Source organism: Ruegeria sp. K11 (assembly GCF_056531905.1).
In genome coordinates this window covers 1-17,370 of record NZ_JBQFMP010000004.1, presented here as the reverse complement: position 1 = coordinate 17,370, position 17,370 = coordinate 1, and the positions used below count along the sequence as shown (strand labels likewise).

General features: G+C 59.1%; 13 protein-coding genes. 6 read left to right on the top strand and 7 right to left on the bottom strand.

Features of this window, described 5'->3' with window-relative positions; genetic code table 11:
* Positions 1-33 precede the first annotated feature (33 nt).
* Both ACR0K4_RS07210 and ACR0K4_RS07205 read right to left on the bottom strand, forming a co-directional pair.
* Positions 34-1,863 carry a CHASE2 domain-containing protein gene (locus ACR0K4_RS07210; protein ID WP_480853418.1) on the bottom strand — a complete coding sequence of 610 codons (1,830 nt, stop codon included), beginning with the start codon at positions 1,861-1,863 and terminating at the stop codon, positions 34-36.
* Between the two features lie 68 nt (positions 1,864-1,931).
* Entirely contained in the window at positions 1,932-2,585 is a 654-nt protein-coding gene (locus ACR0K4_RS07205; protein WP_480517958.1) for a DUF928 domain-containing protein, read from the bottom strand.
* A gap of 175 nt (positions 2,586-2,760) precedes the next feature.
* Here ACR0K4_RS07205 and ACR0K4_RS07200 point away from each other — a divergent pair, with 175 nt between their 5' ends.
* From ACR0K4_RS07200 to ACR0K4_RS07190, 3 genes are all read left to right on the top strand, one after another.
* A complete protein-coding gene (locus tag ACR0K4_RS07200; protein WP_480853417.1) occupies positions 2,761-4,572 on the top strand; it encodes a caspase family protein in 1,812 nt (603 codons plus the stop codon).
* A 104-nt stretch (positions 4,573-4,676) separates the two neighbouring features.
* Complete coding sequence (locus ACR0K4_RS07195; RefSeq protein WP_480853416.1) at positions 4,677-6,371, top strand: caspase family protein; 1,695 nt, start codon at positions 4,677-4,679, stop codon at positions 6,369-6,371.
* A 464-nt stretch (positions 6,372-6,835) separates the two neighbouring features.
* Positions 6,836-7,369, top strand: coding sequence for an extensin-like domain-containing protein (locus tag ACR0K4_RS07190; protein WP_480853415.1), 534 nt, complete (start codon positions 6,836-6,838; stop codon positions 7,367-7,369).
* A 66-nt stretch (positions 7,370-7,435) separates the two neighbouring features.
* On the opposite strand, the gene ACR0K4_RS07185 is transcribed toward ACR0K4_RS07190, so the two are convergent.
* Entirely contained in the window at positions 7,436-8,803 is a 1,368-nt protein-coding gene (locus tag ACR0K4_RS07185) for a dipeptidase (RefSeq protein ID WP_480853414.1), read from the bottom strand.
* Positions 8,804-8,876: 73 nt separating this feature from the next.
* Between ACR0K4_RS07185 and trhA the strand changes: the two genes are divergently transcribed.
* A complete protein-coding gene (gene trhA, locus ACR0K4_RS07180) occupies positions 8,877-9,626 on the top strand; it encodes a PAQR family membrane homeostasis protein TrhA (RefSeq protein ID WP_480853413.1) in 750 nt (249 codons plus the stop codon).
* A gap of 13 nt (positions 9,627-9,639) precedes the next feature.
* Here trhA and ACR0K4_RS07175 read toward each other — a convergent pair whose 3' ends face one another.
* The 3 genes from ACR0K4_RS07175 to pqqA form a co-directional block, all read right to left on the bottom strand.
* Positions 9,640-10,626 (bottom strand): DMT family transporter, encoded by a 987-nt coding sequence (locus tag ACR0K4_RS07175; protein ID WP_480853412.1) that lies wholly within the window; start codon positions 10,624-10,626, stop codon positions 9,640-9,642.
* 92 nt (positions 10,627-10,718) lie between these two features.
* Complete coding sequence (locus tag ACR0K4_RS07170; protein ID WP_480853411.1) at positions 10,719-12,116, bottom strand: pyridoxal phosphate-dependent decarboxylase family protein; 1,398 nt, start codon at positions 12,114-12,116, stop codon at positions 10,719-10,721.
* A gap of 1,102 nt (positions 12,117-13,218) precedes the next feature.
* Positions 13,219-13,326, bottom strand: a complete 108-nt coding sequence (pqqA, locus tag ACR0K4_RS07165) for a pyrroloquinoline quinone precursor peptide PqqA (protein WP_480517975.1) — start codon at positions 13,324-13,326, stop codon at positions 13,219-13,221.
* A gap of 201 nt (positions 13,327-13,527) precedes the next feature.
* Between pqqA and ACR0K4_RS07160 the strand changes: the two genes are divergently transcribed.
* Both ACR0K4_RS07160 and ACR0K4_RS07155 read left to right on the top strand, forming a co-directional pair.
* Positions 13,528-15,591 carry a 4Fe-4S binding protein gene (locus tag ACR0K4_RS07160; RefSeq protein ID WP_480853675.1) on the top strand — a complete coding sequence of 688 codons (2,064 nt, stop codon included), beginning with the start codon at positions 13,528-13,530 and terminating at the stop codon, positions 15,589-15,591.
* Positions 15,588-16,475, top strand: coding sequence for an FAD:protein FMN transferase (locus tag ACR0K4_RS07155; RefSeq protein ID WP_480853410.1), 888 nt, complete (start codon positions 15,588-15,590; stop codon positions 16,473-16,475). Before ACR0K4_RS07160 ends, ACR0K4_RS07155 begins: the two co-directional genes overlap by 4 nt.
* A gap of 62 nt (positions 16,476-16,537) precedes the next feature.
* On the opposite strand, the gene ACR0K4_RS07150 is transcribed toward ACR0K4_RS07155, so the two are convergent.
* A complete protein-coding gene (locus tag ACR0K4_RS07150; RefSeq protein ID WP_480522298.1) occupies positions 16,538-17,329 on the bottom strand; it encodes an FAD binding domain-containing protein in 792 nt (263 codons plus the stop codon).
* Between the last annotated feature and the right edge of the window lie 41 nt (positions 17,330-17,370).

The window sequence follows — 17,370 nt, the reverse complement described above, 5'->3', positions numbered from 1 at the left end:
TGCGAAAGTGCAACCGCCTGAGATCAAAGCCCGCTACATCGCATTGATCACACTGATCTGTGTTACCCCGTCGTCGTGGCAAAAGCTGGACAGGACAGGCCAGTTAGCCCCGGCATCAATCAGGTCTGCGGTGGATTGGGTCATGCAGACCGGGCGAAACCCGTCGCCATCCGGCGACAGAGATTTGATCCAGCTTTCCAGACGAGCGGTGACATTGATCGTGTCGCCGATCACATTGTAATGCATCGAGCCGCTGACGCCCAAACTGCCCCCCAGCGCTTCACCGCTGTTCAGGGCAATGCGCAACCGGTATTGTGGTTGATCCGTGACCTCTTTGTTGAGAGCAATGGCCGCAGCGCGCATCGCGTGGGCGCAACGTAACCCCGCGACTGCGTCGGCTTGTCGTTGCTCTGATGTCTCGCTTGGGATTGGTGCGCCAAAGACCACGAGGATGCCGTCGCCGGTGTATTTCTCGACAAAGCCACCATGTTGCCGCGCGACTTCACCAAGCTTGTCCAGAATGCGGGAAATCCAGGTCATGAATGCCTCTGCATCCATCGCGTTTCCGGTGCGGGTCGACCCTTCGATATCGGCCAGCAGGGCGGTCACAAACACTCTGCGGGATTTCGGCTTGCCGCCGGACAACAGCTTTTTGCGTTGTTGCCAGATTTCTGAGGACAGTTCGTCGGACAAATGAGACGAGAAAACCTGAACGATGGTGCGCCTTTGTCGGCGTGATAGTCCGGCGATGATTGCGAACCCGATCAGGAAACCGAATGTCCAGCCCAGTACCGAAGGGGCCACTGGCAAAAGCAGCGCAAGGTTCTGGAATGCGGACAGACCCACGGCCAGCAAGACGACTCCGACCCCGGCCAGCACAATTGCCTTGGAGGTAGCCCGCACCAATACGGCGAGACACGTGCCCGCAAGGACCGACGCAAAAATCAACGCAGTCGAGATCGGACCGTCGATGGAAATAAGAGGCGAGAGCGTGCCATTTGCATAGTCGATCAATTGCTGGGTGATGGCCGCATGAATCTCGGCACCAAAGGTAAACCCGGCCCCGGTGGATCGATTGAGAGGCGTCGAAAAGTAATCTTTGACCGAATGACTGGTGATCCCGATAATCACCGCCTTCCCCTCGAAACGTCCCGGATCGGTCTGCGCCAGAACCTCGGCGGCAGGAACATGCGAAGCAATCGGACGGGTGTTCCGATAGGCAATGGTGATCTGATATCCGGCCGTATCGGCATTTCGAAACAGGTTCGATCCGGGCTGCAAAGGCCGCAGTACGGTGTCGCCGAACATCAGAAAACGTGGATTGTCAGGGTCGCTTCGCAAGGCGGGTTGATCCGCGAATCTTGCCGCAAGCTGTAACGGCAGGGACAATGAAACCCCGTCTTGCGTGCCTACCAGTAATAAGGCCCGGCGGGCGACACCGTCCGAATCGATAGGTATGTCCGAAAACCCGGTTCGGGCGTTTGGTGGGGCTGAAATACCGGTCCCGTTCGCGTCAGGTAGTTTGGAGATCACGAAAACCCGCGGGTCGTTCAGAACCTCCAGCAGCCCTGCGCGTCCGGCACCTGCGGGCACATCCCGGTAAATGTCGATCCCGACAGCGCTGGCCCCGGCGGCCAGCACAGCTTGAGTCAATTGCGTCAGCTTGTCGTCGGGGACAGGCCAGCCCCATTCGCCCAAGTCCCGATCCGAGATTGCCACCAGTTGCACGTCCTGCACGGGTCGAGGGCTGGCGATCGCCGAGGTGGTCCAGTCATACTGAAGCAACTCCACCGGTTCGAGTACGCCGCGTTCACGAAGTTCGACCAGAACACTGCCTATGCCGAGTGTGATCGTGAGGATCAAAACCCAGCGCTGCCAAAGCGGTAACAGTGTTGATGCCCCCAACCCGGGCGGGTGTCGAGACTTGTACGTCACTGCGTTACGCCAGCCGTAGACAACAGCTGATCAAACTTGTCCGGGTCCAGCACGCGCACCCGCCCGCTCAGACCGATCTCGGACAATTGCGCAAGGGCATCAAACCAAAGTCCTGCTGCAGCCGGATTGGACGCGCGCATGCTCTCGGGAACACGTTCGATCAAAGCGACCTCCCGCGCTGCCGCAGTCCCTGACGTAGTTACCAGCAGGGTAACAGTAAGCTCGTAAATACGTCCGGTTTCCATTTCGAAACCGGATCGTGCAAGGTCCAGCCCATAGTTACCAGGTGGAAACGGACCGCGCAGTGTCAATTCGGCGCCACCCCCTGAAACCGGGGTCAGTGCAATTGTCAGGTCGCCCCTGTGCCCGCGCGGCAATCTCCAGATCAGAGGCGGAGACGACAAGGTCGTCAGCCCGCCGCCGTCCGGCACAAGAATTTGTAACGTGTCTGTGCTTTGATCCGATGTGGTGCTTCGCGTGCCTGCTCCCATACGGTCCTTGGGGGCTCCGATGTCGGGTGGAACAAACACGACATCGTCCCGTGGCTGTTGGCTTTTGCTTTCGCCTGCGGCGCGGGCGGGATGACTCGCGCAGATGGTCAAAACCAATGCAAACAGGAAGACGGCGCTGAGAACTCTGACCCACGACACATTAAGCCTCGGGAAATTAACGGATTTGAACTGACACTTTCCGGCTGAGAGTAGGTCCGATTTTCATCAGAGTCCAGTTCGGGGGCAACAAGGTCCGAATAAGCAGCCCGTTCGCTCTTTTGCAGAATTGTGGTATCGTCCCTTGCGTAACCGGTGTTGAGGTGAGTCCTGCCTTATGTTTTCGAAACGTCCCTGGCCAAGCTGCCATCTGCTGTATCTCGTGGTGTTCTGTATAGCTCTGGTTCCAGATCGGGGCCTTGCCAATCAAGATCGCGTGGCGCTGGTGATTGGAAATTCAGCCTATCAAAACGTCTCCAGCCTGAACAACCCAGCCAATGATGCCGAGGATATTTCGAAGTCTCTGCAGAGAATCGGTTTTGCCGTCACAACCAGTCAAAACCTTGATTACAACGCGATGCGTTTGGCTCTGCGTGATTTTGCCGAAGCCGCCTCTGACGCGGAAATCGCGCTGGTTTATTTTGCCGGGCACGGAATCGAGATTGAGAACACGAATTACCTGATACCAGTCAATGCCACGTTGAAAAGCGACCGGGATGTCGAATTTGAAGCGATCAGGCTGGATACGATTGTAAACGCCATATCCGACGCGCCAGGGCTGAAAATTGTGTTGGTGGATGCCTGCCGCAACAATCCGTTTGCCGCGCAAATGACCCGGTCGTCGTCCACACGCTCGGTTGGCCGCGGTCTGGCGGCGATTGAGCCGGGCGGTGTCATCGTCGGCTACGCCGCGCGCGGGGGAACCCTTGCGCAGGACGGAGAAGGCAGAAACAGCCCTTACGCGACCGCGCTGCTGGAGCATCTGGAACAGCCCGGTCTTGAACTGGGCAAAATGTTCCGCCGCGTTCGGGATCGGGTGTTCGCGTTGACAGACGGGTTTCAGGAGCCCTTTATCTATGGCTCTTTGCCGGGCCAGGATATTTTTCTGGTCCCGCAAGCCGAACCTGCCGCGTTGAAGCTGCCCGACATCCCGGTTTCAAGCGCGCCTCTGCCCGCATCCCGACAGGAAGTGATGGCGGCCGCGATGAAGGTGAATACCCTGCGGGGCTGGAGCTTGACCGCCCAAAAGTACCGCGCGACCACGATCGCAACGCCGGACGTGCTGACCCGCATGGCCCAGATCACTCCGAATTGGGCCCGCAAGCAGGGGCAGGCGCGTGCGGTCGAGGATGTTTTGCTGCCGAACCGGACCCGAAAGAGACAGCTGCAAGAGGCCCTGAACACAGCGGGTTTCGACGTGGGAACACCGGATGGTGCATTTGGACCCAAGACCCGGTCCGGCATCCGGGCTTTGCAGGCCGCGCATGGGTTGGAGCCGACAGGGTTTACAGATCCTGCTGTTTTGGCGCGTCTGGGGATCGGGTTTCAGGATGGGGTGGATGAAGGCTTCATCAGCAACCCTTTTGCAGTGCGTCAAAACCCGGACGAGCTGGAGGTGCTGGGCGAGACCGAAGAGATTACCGAGATCCTGAAATGCCTGGGCTTACGAAAAAGTATCTATGGCACGTTTCGCGACAGTTTGTACGTGGCGTTGGTCTATGGGGGCAGCATCCAGACAGCCCGCAGCGACGCACAGAAATGTGGTGTTGATCTGGCCTCGATTACATCCGCCGCGGAAAATGCTTTTGTCGTGCGCATGATCGCCAATGAGCCTTCATTTTTTGATGCGGGTTACGACAGCAGAACGAATATTAGCTACAAGGAAGGTCCATATTTCGGATTTCGGAAAGACCCGCAGGAAGACAACGATGTCATCGGGTGGCGCTGGTACAGCGGCGAGGCTGTTGCCTATACCAACTGGCTGCCATCCAAGCCGAACCGAAAGCATGGCAGTGGTCAAAAAGCCTTTGCGCAGTTCCAGCACGAAAGAAAAGGCCGGCGCGATCTGAGCGATGTGGTTCCGACGCAATGGTTCGATGGGTCGGGTCGGTACGCACGATCGGTCATTCTTGAAGCCCGGCTACGGTGACCTGCTCTTTATCCTCTCGCGATCAGCACAAGGCGCTGTAATCGTGCGGGGCTGCTTTTCGTGGTACAGTGTCACGCAGTTCAGTTGGTATAGGTGGTTTAGCGTTGATCCGTGCCATGTTGTCTCGGATGTCATACAAGGTGATTTTTGTACTGGTCGCGCTGTGGCAGGTGTTCGCCGCAGCGGCTTACGCAGAAGCGGACCGTGTGGCGTTGGTGATCGGCAACGCAGAGTATCGCCATGTGGCCAATCTGCCCAACGCGAGAAACGACGCAGACGATCTGAGTTCGGCGCTGGAATGGATCGGCTTCAAGGTTTGGGAAAGTCATGATCTGGACTATCGCGGTATGCGCCTTGCCCTGCGGGATTTCGGTCGGGCGGCCAAAGACGCGGACATGGCGGTCATCTATTTCGCCGGTCACGGGATCGAGATTGACAACACGAACTACCTGATCCCGGTAAATTCCGAGTTGCGCAGCGATCAGGATGTCGAGTTTGAAGCGATACGGCTGGACAGTGTCATAAGCTCTTTGGCAGCGGCGAAAGGTTTGAAAGTCGTGCTGGTCGATGCCTGCCGCAACAATCCGTTTCTGAATACGATGACCCGCGAGAACGGAACCCGGTCGATCGGGCGCGGGTTGGGACGGATCGACCCCAGCGGCGTTCTAGTCAGTTATGCGGCCAAGGGAGGAACCCTTGCGCTGGATGGCGACGGGCGAAACAGCCCCTATGCGACCGCGTTGCTGCAACATATCGAAGAACCGGGTCTGGAATTGGGCAAGATGTTTCGCAAGGTGCGGGACACGGTCTACCAGATGACAGACGGGTTTCAGGAGCCGTTCACCTATGGCTCATTGCCCAGCGAGGACATCTTTCTGGTTCCCGCAGTAGCCCCAGCGCCACGTGTAGCAGGGCAGTCCGAGGCCATAAGCAATCAGATTTACGCCGATTTTGAGCTGGCGCGGTCTCTGGCAACGCTGGAGGCGGTTGACACCTTTCTGGAAAGCTACGCGGATCAAAAGGACCATTTTGCGGTGACGCTGGCCTTGTCTCTGCGCGAAGACTTGCGGCAGAAAGAAGCGCAACCAGCCCCGGCTGAAGACGATCCGCCATCTCCGCCGGACACCGTCGCATTGCCGCCCAAGCAACCGGACGACGACGCCCGAACGCGCGCGCTTGTCCGCGATATTCAAAGTGAACTGAACAGGGTGGGGTGCAGCGCGGGTACGGCGGATGGCGTCGTGGGCCCTCGCACAAGATCGGCTTATGCACGGTATCGCAGTGCGCGCAAGAACCTCGGGCTGGCGGCCAATGGTCACGACACACCGGCAACTTTGGCGGCCCTGAGAAAAGAGCAGGGCCGGGTGTGTCAAGAAGTTGTGCCGAAAGCAGCAGTGGGATTTGACGGGGATTATGTCATCTCGATCCGACGCAGATGGGACGACGATTTCTGGCAAACGACCAGCCGCCCGGATTCGGCCTATTACCCCGGCAAGGTCGAACCGCTTGCTGCCCTACGGATCAGGAAAAGCGGAAACACCCTGACGCTGGTTTCGGCACAGGCCTTCACCGGTGGCGGGCCCTGGTTCAGGGACTTCAAGGGCAGCTTTGATGACAGCGGTCAGTTGACCCTGCGGTTTACCCTCAGTTCGCATTTCGGTCCTCCGGTCACGCCTTATAAGGTCCGGATCGATGTGAAACTTCCGCAAGGGTTGGAAACAGGGCGCAGACTGGTATACGAGCCGCGCCGTATTGACGGACAATTCTTCCTGAATTTCCTCGTTCGACGGGCCAGTTGAGCGACACGTGGCTTTGGGCAATCCGGTTTCTCATGCCTGCAAGCGCTGTGCCAACGCGCCGCAAGATTGCCATCAGAAAGTGTTGGAGTTGAACGCGTAGCCTACGTATCCTGAGCCGGGATGCCTGTTTGCAGTGGAGTATCCAGTTGTCGCGTTTTTGGCCAATCATGTCTCCTGAAGCGGTGCGGTTTGTCCGAAATTTCCTTTTGGTCGCGCGAGCGCGACAGACTGGGGCAGCATTGTGTCTTGTCCTGTTCCTAATTCCTAGTGCAGTGAGCGCCGCACTGGATTGTGGGGACAGGCCAGTTCTGCAACCCTCCACTCTGATCGCATATGAGCCCCTTTTCGACGAGACAGTACGCGCTGCAGAACCATTGGTGCTGCCTGAATTGCCCCTTGAAACCTCACCCAGACCAAGATTGCGGCCCTGCAAGTTCCAGAAGATTTCGGTTGGACGCGCGCAAATGCGCCAACGCGGCGCGGTTTGTGGTGACTGGACCATTCTGGGGGAAACGCGTGCGCCGATCCGGGGTAAATTCCGAGGCTGTGGCATCGCCGAGCCCGTGCGGATCTACAACGTGTCGGACGTCGCGCTCAGTCAGTTGGCGGTCATGGATTGCCAGATGGCGGTGACGTTGAAGACATGGATCGAGATCACGGCCAAACCTGTGTTCGCAGAGCTTGGGGACGGCTTGAAAGGCATGCGGCTGGCCGGTCACTATGCCTGCAAGACCCAGAACAACCAACCCCGTGCCCGTCTGTCCCAGCATGCCACGGGCAGGGCCGTCGATATTTCTGCGTTTGTGCTGAACGACGGCACGATCATCAAAGTCAGCGATGGGTGGGGGTCCGACAAATTCGGCGCGGCCCTGCGCGACCTGCACGCCGGTGCCTGTGGTCTTTTCGGCACTGTTTTAGGGCCCGAGGCCGATCGGTTTCACAAGGGGCATTTCCATCTGGATCTGGCGCGCCGCAGCAACGGTTCTCTGTGCCGGTAGCATCGTCTTGCCGGATCAAACGACTTTTTTTGATTGGCCCGGGACAACCGTCGTGACGCTTGAGCGTTACGCCCCAAGCCGTTGCATCAGCCGGACATATGCCGTTTGACCCCGCCGGAATGTGGGCAGGCGAAAGAACTCGTCCGGGGCGTGCTGGTTTTCGTCCTCATGGCCGAAGGCAAACATCACCGCGTGAAGCCCAAGCTGATCCAGCAGGGTGGACATGACAGGGATGGACCCTCCGACGCGGGTCTTGAAGGGGGCCTTGCCGTAGACCTCTTCCAGAACCTGTCCGGCGATGGCCGTGGCATTGTGACCGGCAGGCACAAGAAAGGGATCGGCCCGACCGGGGTTTTTCGACACTTCGGCGGTCACGCCCGGGGGGCAGTGCGCTTTGACATGGGCTGTGATCAGGTCAAATACCCGTTCGGGATTTTGATTGGCGATCAACCGGCAGGTGATTTTGGCTGACGCGGTCGAAGGCAGAACCGTTTTGGTGCCGTCGCCCTGCCAGCCGCAAGTGATCCCGTTAACCTCCAGCGTCGGGCGCGCCCACAACGCTTCGCGCGTGGTGTACCCGGGTTCTCCATAGGTGGCGGGTGCACCGGTCTGCGCCAGATAGGCAGCCTCGTCCCACGGCACGCGCGCAATTGCCTCGCGGTCTTCATCCGTCAGATCGACCACGTCGTCATAAAACCCATCGACGGTAATGCGCCCGTCAATGGACTTCATGCTGGCCAGCAGTTGCGACAATGCCATTCCGGGGTTCGCGACGCCGCCACCATGCATCCCCGAATGCAGGTCGGACCGTGCGCCCGTCACCTTGACCTCCAGCGATGTCAACCCCTTGAGGCCCAACACGACCTGAGGTGTTTCGGTGTCCCACTGGCTGCCATCTGCAGAAAAGATCATGTCAGCCTGCAGCAGGTCCAGGTTTGTTTCGATGAATGGCGGCAGATCGGGCGAACCGATCTCCTCCTGGCCTTCGAAAAAGAACCGTACATTGACCGGCAGACGTCCGGTTTCGGCCAACAATGCCTCAGCCGCCACGATCGGCACGAACATGGCGCCCTTGTCATCTGTCGCGCCGCGTCCGTATACCCTGTCTCCGCGGATTGTGGGTTCAAACGGTGGTGAGGTCCAAAGGTCGAAAGGCTCGGCCGGTTGTACGTCAAAATGACCGTAAATCAGGATCGTCGGCTTGTCGGCCCCCGCATGAAGCCAGTCGGCACAAACCACAGGATGCCCCGCGGTTTCATACATTTTTGCATTCTCGATCCCGGCGGCGGTCAGTCGGTCGATCACCCACTGACCGGCTGTGCGAACATCGCCTGCGTTCTCGGGTTTGGCGGACACCGAGGGGATGCGGATGAAATCGCAAAGCTCGTCGATAAAGCGCTGCTGATGCGTGTCCAGATAGTTTTCCCAACTCATGATCCGTCCCCTTTTTCCGGCAATTCCTGCACTGTGACGCGGCATCCGACATCTGGCAAGGTGCCGTCGGCAAATGGCAATTGTATCATTTCCGAAACAGGAAGTGACCGCAGTTGCCTTGCCGCAAGCGCAAGTGGTGAATAGATTTATTTGTATGTGGTCTTTTGCAGACATCCGACCGGCGTACAGCCGGGCCGAACGCAGAAGCGATGGTGTGGTTCACATATTGGGCGTGTCTCTGGCCCTTGTTGCTGCCCCGGTGCTGGTCGCGTCGACCATTCTGTATCAGGGTGACCCTTTTGCCGTCCTTGGGGCCTCGATCTACGGTTTCACGCTGGTTCTGATGCTCAGCATGTCGGCGCTTTACAACATGATCGAAAGCGAGAAGTGGTCGGGATTGTTGCGCCGTCTGGATCATTCTGGGATCTACATCAAGATCGCGGGGACCTATACGCCGTTTCTGCTGATGTCCGGCGCGCCGGTTTCGGGGATGCTGTTTGGCCTTTGGTCTTCGGCCACTTTGGGGTCTGCGCTCAAGATGGTGGATCCGCACCGGTTTCGCTGGATCGGGCTGGCGCTTTACGTGTTGATGGGTTGGGCCGTGATCTGGGCCGGACCCGCCATGCTCGAGGAACTGTCGCCGATGGTGGTGTTCCTGATGATGGCCGGAGGCATCGTCTATACGGCCGGGATTGCGTTCTACCTGATGGACTGGTTGCCCTTCCACAACACGATCTGGCATGTCTTTGTTCTTTCGGGCACGGGCCTGTTCTTTGCCGCCGTGAGTATGCGCATTTTTCTGATGCCCGGCTTTGAGGTGTGACGCTGCGCGTGCTTTAAAACCTGCGATCTAAGCGTTTGCTCCGCTTGACAGCCTTGTCCTTCTGCCGCTCGCGCAGAAACACAAAGATACCCGCGCTCAGGATCAGTGCAATGCCGATTGCGACGGGCAGATCGGGCAACTCGCCCCAGATCATCCAGCCCCAGAATATGGCCAGCGGCAGCCCGACATATTCAAACGGCGCAACTGTGGCGGCATCGGCCAACCGGTAGGCTTGACCAAGGCAGTATCCGACAACGGCCGAATTGAAACCCAGACCCGCAAACAGCCAGATGTCCGTGCCCTCGGGCCGGACCCAGGGACGCAGTAGAAAGATGAGGCTTTCGTTTTCAATGCCGTCCAGATACCGGCCATCGCCAGCAAAGACCCAAAACAACAGGCTGACGGCGATAAAGGCGCTTTGGATGTAGACTGCCATGGCTGACGCCTTGGACTTTGCGCCCAAAAACCGTGTCATGACAGTGTTCAGCGCATAGGTGAACGCGGCCAGAACGGGCAGCAGGTAGACCAGCAGGCTGATCTCGCGGTTGTTGCCGCTTTCCCATGGCCGGGTCATGATGATCACCCCGGCAAAACCAACCAGCACCGCTCCGATCCGCAGCGGGCCGACCTTTTCACCCAGCAATGGGATGCTGAGCAGGGTGATCATCAGCGGGGCCACAAAGAAGACGGCGGTGGCCTCGGCCAGAGGCATCACCGCAAGGGCGGTAAAGAAGGTCAGGTTGGCGATAACCAGCACCAGCCCGCGCAGCACATGCAGGCCCGGCTGATCTGTTTTGAGAATGCGCCACCCCCCTTCAACCTGTACAAGTGCCAGGCTGAAGCCGATGCCGATCAGCGACCGGGTGAACACCATCTGGTGCAGGGGATAGCCGCCGGACAAGAACTTGATCAGCATATCGTTGACCGAAATGGCAAGGATTCCGACCAGCACGAAACCGATGCCCGCCGACGGGTAATGCAGTGTTTTCTGGTGTGTCATCGAGGGGCCTCTGTCCGGCGCTTATCATGGCGCGCGGGGCGGGTCACTCCTGTTTGCGACATCTCGGGGCGGCGCGGCTGACCCCGGTGGGATCAGGACAGCCCGCGCCAGACCTCGTGGATGACTTGCGGGGCCATCATGACCTGATCGCGTGTCGTGTCGAACTGACCGACCTGAAACCGGATGATCTTGCGGCCTTCGAACATGCCCTGGGTCAGGTATATCCGCCCATCATCATTTAGCGCATCGACCAGTCGCTGCTGTGCCGCATCATCGCCGGGGCACCGGAAAGAAAACAGGCTCAGGATCGGCTCGGTCACGATGTCAAACCCGTCCATGGAACGGATCGCCTCGCACACGTCATTGGCCCAGGTCACATGGTTTCGGATGCGCGTGCGCAGACCGTCCAGGCCATAGGCGCGGATCAGGAACCATATCTTCAGGGCCCGGAAACGGCGACCCAGAGGGATGGTCCATTCCGAGTAATTGGTCACTTCGGCCCCGGTGGTCTTGAGATATTCGGGTTCGATTTTCAGGGTATTGAGTTGCGGCACCGGATCGCGCAGGAACTGCACCGAGCAATCGAACTGCGCGCCCAGCCATTTATGCGGGTTGAACACGATGCTGTCGAACCCTTCGACTCCGTTCCAAAAGTCACTGCGAAACTCGGGGCAGATCATGGCAGACCCGGCCCAGGCGGCGTCCAGATGGGTGTACAGGTCTTCTTCGGCCGCAACCGCAAGGACCGGCGCCAGATCGTCACTGGCCCCGATCCCGGTGCCCCCGGTCGCGGCAATCAGACCGGCAGGAATATGGCCATTGGTCCGATCTTCGCGGATCGCAGCGCGCAGCGTCTCGACCTCCATGGCGTGGCGCGGCCCGGTGGTGGGGATTTTAACCAGATTGTTCTGCCCGATCCCGGCGACCCAACAGGCCCGATCGATCGAGGAATGCACCTGTTCCGAGCAATAGATGCGCAAATCGCCTTTAGCATTCAGCCCGTCGCGATTGCCGGTGTAACCTGTGGCCCGTTCGCGCATGGTCAGGACGGCCGAAAGCGTGGCCGAAGAGGCGCTGTCCTGGATGACGCCGGTATAGTCTTGGGGCAGGGCCATGGCCTGCCGCAGCCAATCCACCATGACGCCTTCCAACTCGGTCGCTGCGGGCGAGGTCTGCCACAACATGCACTGCGCTGCGATGGTCGTGATCAGCATGTCCGCCAACATCGACGGCGGCGCGGCGTTGGCCGGGAAATATGCAAAAAAGCGCGGGTGCTGCCAATGGGTTATACCGGGCATCACGATGCGTTCAAAGTCGCTGAGGATGGTTTCCATGGTCTCGGCCCCATCCGGCGCGTTCCGAGGCAGCAGAGCCGCAATCTCACCAGGGGCGGTTTGCGCACGTACGGGACGATCTGACAGCCCTTTGTGATAGTCTGCCGCCCAATCGGAAATGTGCTTGCCCCAATGATTGAATTCGTCCCAGTCCATGCGATGCTCCCAAAGAGGTCATGATCGGGGTGGCCAAAACCGCGCCCGGTGCGCAGCATTCGGCCTGATCCCGGTCCGGGTCAAGTCGTTTGATGCCGGGCGTTATCGATCATTGTGAGGGAAGCGCCCAGTCAAATTTTGCGATAGACGAAATCCATGGGGCATTTTCGGATTGCTCGAACAGAAGTACCCCAAACTGCGCATGCGTTGGTATTTTTTTGGCAGATCGGGTCTGTCGCCCCTGCATCCCCGGCCAGCGCATAGCCCGGCTGCGGCTGCTGCCAAAATCGATCTCCTTCCGGTCGCAGCTCTGGCAGGGTGCGGGCATTCAATCGGTGCCACGATCGGCATTGAGCGCGTCGCGTTGGTACCAGATATCCGACAGAGGTTTGTCGTGCACCGTACCGCACGTCAAGTGTGTGATCATCAGGGCGGCGTGGCAGAGCGGTCCGTCAAAAAACAACTGATCAGCATTTGTGAGCCGGTCCAGCAGGTTGTCCGATACCTGCGCGCAGCCGGGATTTTAACAAGCAATCTTGTCGCCCGAGCTTAGGCGGACCCCAACGGTTTGTTCGCCGATCAGATTGGTCTGAACCGCGCACTATTACATGAACAAGGTGATTTTGTCGGGTCCAGCGAACAGACTGGCCTGCAGGCTATCCCAAAGCGCAAAAACGTCCCGAAGGTCAATCTGCCGACGGTCCGCCGCATCGAAAAATTGGTTGTCTGCCAACACATTCAGAATGTCACCGGTAGCAAACGGGCCGAACAGCGTCTGGTTGGCGCAGGTTTGGCAATCTCGCGATATGATCAATGCCCCCATTGGCCAGCAGGACCGACGCAACAGGAGGTTCGCGCAGCGATCTGAGGTGTATTCCACGATTCTCCGGCATCTGCTGTCGAATATCAAACGAGGCGTTCAGGATGCTCCACCGCACCCCATCTGGCGACACCGACAAAGACAAGTGTACGGAAGGCAGAATGGTCCCTTTACGGCCATCCGCTTAATTCCGGCACCTACAACTTCATGGCGCCAGGTCACCGCCTGCAGAAGCCCCAAGACCCGGAAAATGCACTTAGGGCCTCCGCTGCGTTCAGGTGATCAGAACAGGTCGCGCTCGTGCTCGCGGCCTTCGTCTTCGGACGGAGAATACATGTTGATCTCCATGCCGCAGTTCACTTCTTTCAGCTTCGGTGCGCTCCAGGCCATAATGTCCTCCCATGAATGACTGGTGGTCGACAGAAAACCTACAACCTGTGCCCCTCTCGGAAAATGCTGCTTTGGTCGTAAGGGTGCCGATGGGTGTCTGTGTCGGCGATCCGCCCGTCAATGGCCTTGGGGTCGTAGATGCAAACACTTAGGACCTTTGTCGAATGTCGCCATGGCATACGGGCTTATAATCTCGCGCTTATGCGCGCGTTCATTTGCAGTCTTCTGTTATTCCTTAACGGACTGTCGGCCCTTGCCGAGCCGTTGCCGCGCGCGCAGATCGAAACCTATGTCCGGGCTCCGTTCTCGCTGGGCGATGTTTTGAACGACAAGGGCGTCTATGCGCTGTTGAATTCAGGCGGCATCGAGGCGGGATATGTCTTTGAAACAGAACCCTTGGCGCCTTTGCCGGGGTTTTCAGGCGCGCCGATCAACGCGTTGGTGGTGCTGGACCTCGAAGGCCGTTTCATGGACGTCCAACTGATCGAACATAACGAGCCGATCTTTGTATCCGGACTGGGTGAAGCACCGTTTCACAAGTATTTCGAACAATATGGCGGCCTGTCGATTTCGGACTCGATTGTGGTCGGGACACCCTATGGTGATGCGGCGTCCGGCTCACAGCTTGTTTACCTTGATGGGGTCACCAAGGCGACGGCCAGCGTGCGAATTGCGCACGAATCCGTCATGGGGGCGGCGCTGGCGGTCGCCCGCGAAAAGATGCAGGGCCTTGCCAGTGCGCCACCTGCCTTCCCGAAACCCGACCATGATGAAGCGCTGGACTGGGAAGATCTGGTCACCCAGGGTATTGCCACCCGCAAGACCGTCACCAACGCCGAGGTAGACGCGCTGTTCGCAGGCACGCTTTGGGAAGATGACGACCCCGAGGCGCAGGATTACCCTGACGAAGCTTTTCTGGACCTGTGGATCGTCGATCTTGGCCCCAAATCCATCGCCCGGGCCGCACTGTCAGAAGACAGCTATGAAGACCTGCAGAACTTCATGGAGATTTCGGACAATGACGAGCCGATCCTGTTGATCGAAACCGCTCGTCACGGCTTGGTCAGCGAGGATTTTGTGCGCAACACCGCCCCCGATTGGATTTCCGCCGAACAGGATGGTTTGCCGGTTGCGCTTCGCGATGCTGACCTGCTGGTCGAACTGGCCGATGACATGCCCGATGGGGTCGCCATGATCCTGCGCACAGATCGCCGTCTTGGTTTGGATCCTTCGCGCGAATGGGTGCTCAAGGTGTTGGCCGTGCGCGAACACGGGATGTTTCAGCCCGAGACCGGCTCGGTCACGCTCGACATTCCTCATGCCACGCCTGAACGGTTCTTTGACCGCCCGGTCCAGATCACTCCGGCCCCGCCATGGCTGGAGGCACTGCGCAATCGGCAAACCGACATGATCATTCTGAGTGTCTTTCTTGTGGGCCTCGTGACGACGTTGGGCGTGCGGGTGAACGCGCTTGCCGGGCAACCGGCGTTCACGCCGATCCGGCTTGGTGTGTTGGCCGTTGTCGTGGGATTTGTCGGTTGGTGGGGGCAGGGGCAATTGTCCATTGTCACGGCTCTGGGAACATTGCGCACGGCGCTGGATGGGAGCAGTTACGCGTTCTTGCTTTACGACCCGTTCTCGCTTTTGATCTGGGCCGTATCCATCGCCGGTCTGGTCGCCTGGGGCAGGGGGCTGTTCTGCGGCTGGCTCTGCCCGTTCGGGGCCCTGCAGGAATTCGCGCATCATATCGGCAAGTTCCTTGGTATTCGCCAGATCGAACCGTCCCGTGTGTGGGACCAACGCCTGAAATGGCTGAAGTACATCGTGTTGGCCGGGCTAGTCGCCATGGTCTTTGTTACGCCCGATCATGTCGACAAGGCCGCCGAAGTCGAACCGTTCAAGACAGCCATCACCACCTTTTTTGTGCGAGAGTGGTATTATGTCGCCTACGCGCTGTTCTGGCTGTTGTTCGGGATGGTGCTGTTCAAGGGGTTCTGCCGCTATGTCTGCCCTTTGGGCGCGTTTCTGGCGATCGGGGGTCTGATCCGTGGGCGCGACTGGATCGAGCGTCGCGCCGAATGCGGTTCTCCGTGCCAGCTTTGCAGGGTCAAATGCAAATACGGAGCGATCAGAAAGACCGGAGAAATCCAGTACGACGAGTGCTTTCAATGCCTGGATTGCGTCGCGATCCATGATGACCGCACCCGTTGCGTTCCTTTGATCGTCGCAGCACGACGCCAGTCCAGAGGGGTGGCCGCGAAATGATGAACCGCCGTCGCTTCCTTGCTATCTCGGCCGTCGCTGCTGCTGCTCCGGCCTCGGCCACGCCGACCCGGTGGACCGGCTATGCCATGGGTGCCGAAGTCAGCCTCAGCTTTGATGCTTGCCCCAGCGCGGCAACGGCCGCCATCATGCGCGTGCAGGACCTGCTGGACAGATGCGAGACCCTGTTCAGCCTGTATAGGCCCGAGTCCGGTCTTTCCCGCCTCAACCAAACGGGTCTTCTGGTCAACCCCGAGCCCGAGTTTCTGCAATTGATGCAGGCCTGCCAGCAGGCTCATGCCGCCACCGGAGGCCGGTTCGACCCCACAGTTCAACCCCTTTGGACCGCTCTGGCGCGTGGCGAAGACGGGGCGTCGGCGCGCCAGCTCGTCGGGTGGAATCGGGTGCGCATCTCGCCGGACCGAATTGCGCTGGGAACAGGGCAGTCTCTGACACTAAACGGAATAGCGCAGGGCTTTGCGACGGATCTGGTCGCGCAGGAACTCAAACAATCCGGCTGGAGTGATGTTCTGATCAATATTGGCGAATTCCATGCTGGCGGTCGGTATTGGACGCTGGGCGTGTCCGACCCAGAGTTTGGATTGGTTGAAACTCTGCGGTTGAAGAATCGCGCGATCGCAACCTCCAGCCCCGGCGCAATGGAATTCAAGGATGGTCAGTCTCATATCCTGAACCCGATAGGCACTGCAGATTGGCGTTGGTCGACGATCAGCGTACAGGCTGCAGATGCGACAACTGCCGACGCGCTATCTACTGCGTTCTGTTATGCCGACGCCGCCGAAATCGCCAAAACACTAAGGCGTATGGACGGCAACCCAACGGCAATTTGCGTGCACCCGACCGGTCTGGTTGAAACGATCGCCTGATAAAAATCCCCCGGCGTTTTGTGCCGGGGGCATGTGTGTTTTCCGCTTTGTTTTGTGGTGTGTCAGGTACAGGCGTTGACGGCGCGTTTTGTCATGACGCTGACCAGATGTGCGCGATAGTCCTTGCTGCCATGCAGATCACCGATCATGTTGGCCGGGTTGATCCGCAGATCCATCAGCGCATCGGCGCGGAATTCGGTGTTCAACGCCGTCTCGGCCTCGGACCAGCGGAACACGCCATCCTCGCTGGCGCCGGTGACGGCCACGCGCACGCCATCTGCGAACCGCGCCACGTAAACGCCCACCAGCGCAAAGCGCGAGGCAGGCTGCAGGAACTTCTGATAGCTCGCCGCCTGCGGCACCGGGAAGCGGACCCAGGTGATGATCTCACCCTCGTCCAGCGCGGTTGCGAACATGCCCTCAAAGAAATCATCCGCCGCAATCTCGCGCTTGTTGGTCACGATGGTCGCGCCCGAACCCAACACACCCGCCGGATAACAGGCCGCCGGATCATTATTGGCCACCGAGCCGCCAATGGTGCCGCGATTGCGCACCGCCGGATCACCAATCTGCCCCGCCAAAGCCGCCAGCGCCGGGTACGACCCCGCCGCCTCGCGCGCCACCGTCGCATGGGTCGTCGCCCCACCCACCGAGACCGCGCCGTCATCCTCGACACAAACCCCGGTCATCTCGGCAATCCCGCTCACACTGACCAGCACCGACGGCGCCGCCAGCCGCTGCTTCAGCGTCGGGATCAGCGTCTGACCACCCCCCAACGCCTGCGCATCCTCAGCCCCCAGCGCAGCAACCGCATCCGCAATGCTCGAGGGCTTCTCAAACTCGAAACTGTACATTTCGCTCATCCTTTCCGAAAGGCACTCCCGCACCCTTCATC

Coding starts and splice junctions, on each gene's coding strand:
- ACR0K4_RS07200 (WP_480853417.1), top strand. CDS start 2,761: ATGTTTTCGAAACGTCCCTGGCCAAGCTGCCATCTGCTGTATCTCGTG.
- ACR0K4_RS07190 (WP_480853415.1), top strand. CDS start 6,836: ATGCGCCAACGCGGCGCGGTTTGTGGTGACTGGACCATTCTGGGGGAA.
- ACR0K4_RS07185 (WP_480853414.1), bottom strand. CDS start 8,803: ATGAGTTGGGAAAACTATCTGGACACGCATCAGCAGCGCTTTATCGAC.
- trhA (WP_480853413.1), top strand. CDS start 8,877: ATGGCAATTGTATCATTTCCGAAACAGGAAGTGACCGCAGTTGCCTTG.
- ACR0K4_RS07175 (WP_480853412.1), bottom strand. CDS start 10,626: ATGACACACCAGAAAACACTGCATTACCCGTCGGCGGGCATCGGTTTC.
- ACR0K4_RS07170 (WP_480853411.1), bottom strand. CDS start 12,116: ATGGACTGGGACGAATTCAATCATTGGGGCAAGCACATTTCCGATTGG.
- pqqA (WP_480517975.1), bottom strand. CDS start 13,326: ATGGCCTGGAGCGCACCGAAGCTGAAAGAAGTGAACTGCGGCATGGAG.
- ACR0K4_RS07160 (WP_480853675.1), top strand. CDS start 13,528: ATGCGCGCGTTCATTTGCAGTCTTCTGTTATTCCTTAACGGACTGTCG.
- ACR0K4_RS07155 (WP_480853410.1), top strand. CDS start 15,588: ATGATGAACCGCCGTCGCTTCCTTGCTATCTCGGCCGTCGCTGCTGCT.
- ACR0K4_RS07150 (WP_480522298.1), bottom strand. CDS start 17,329: ATGTACAGTTTCGAGTTTGAGAAGCCCTCGAGCATTGCGGATGCGGTT.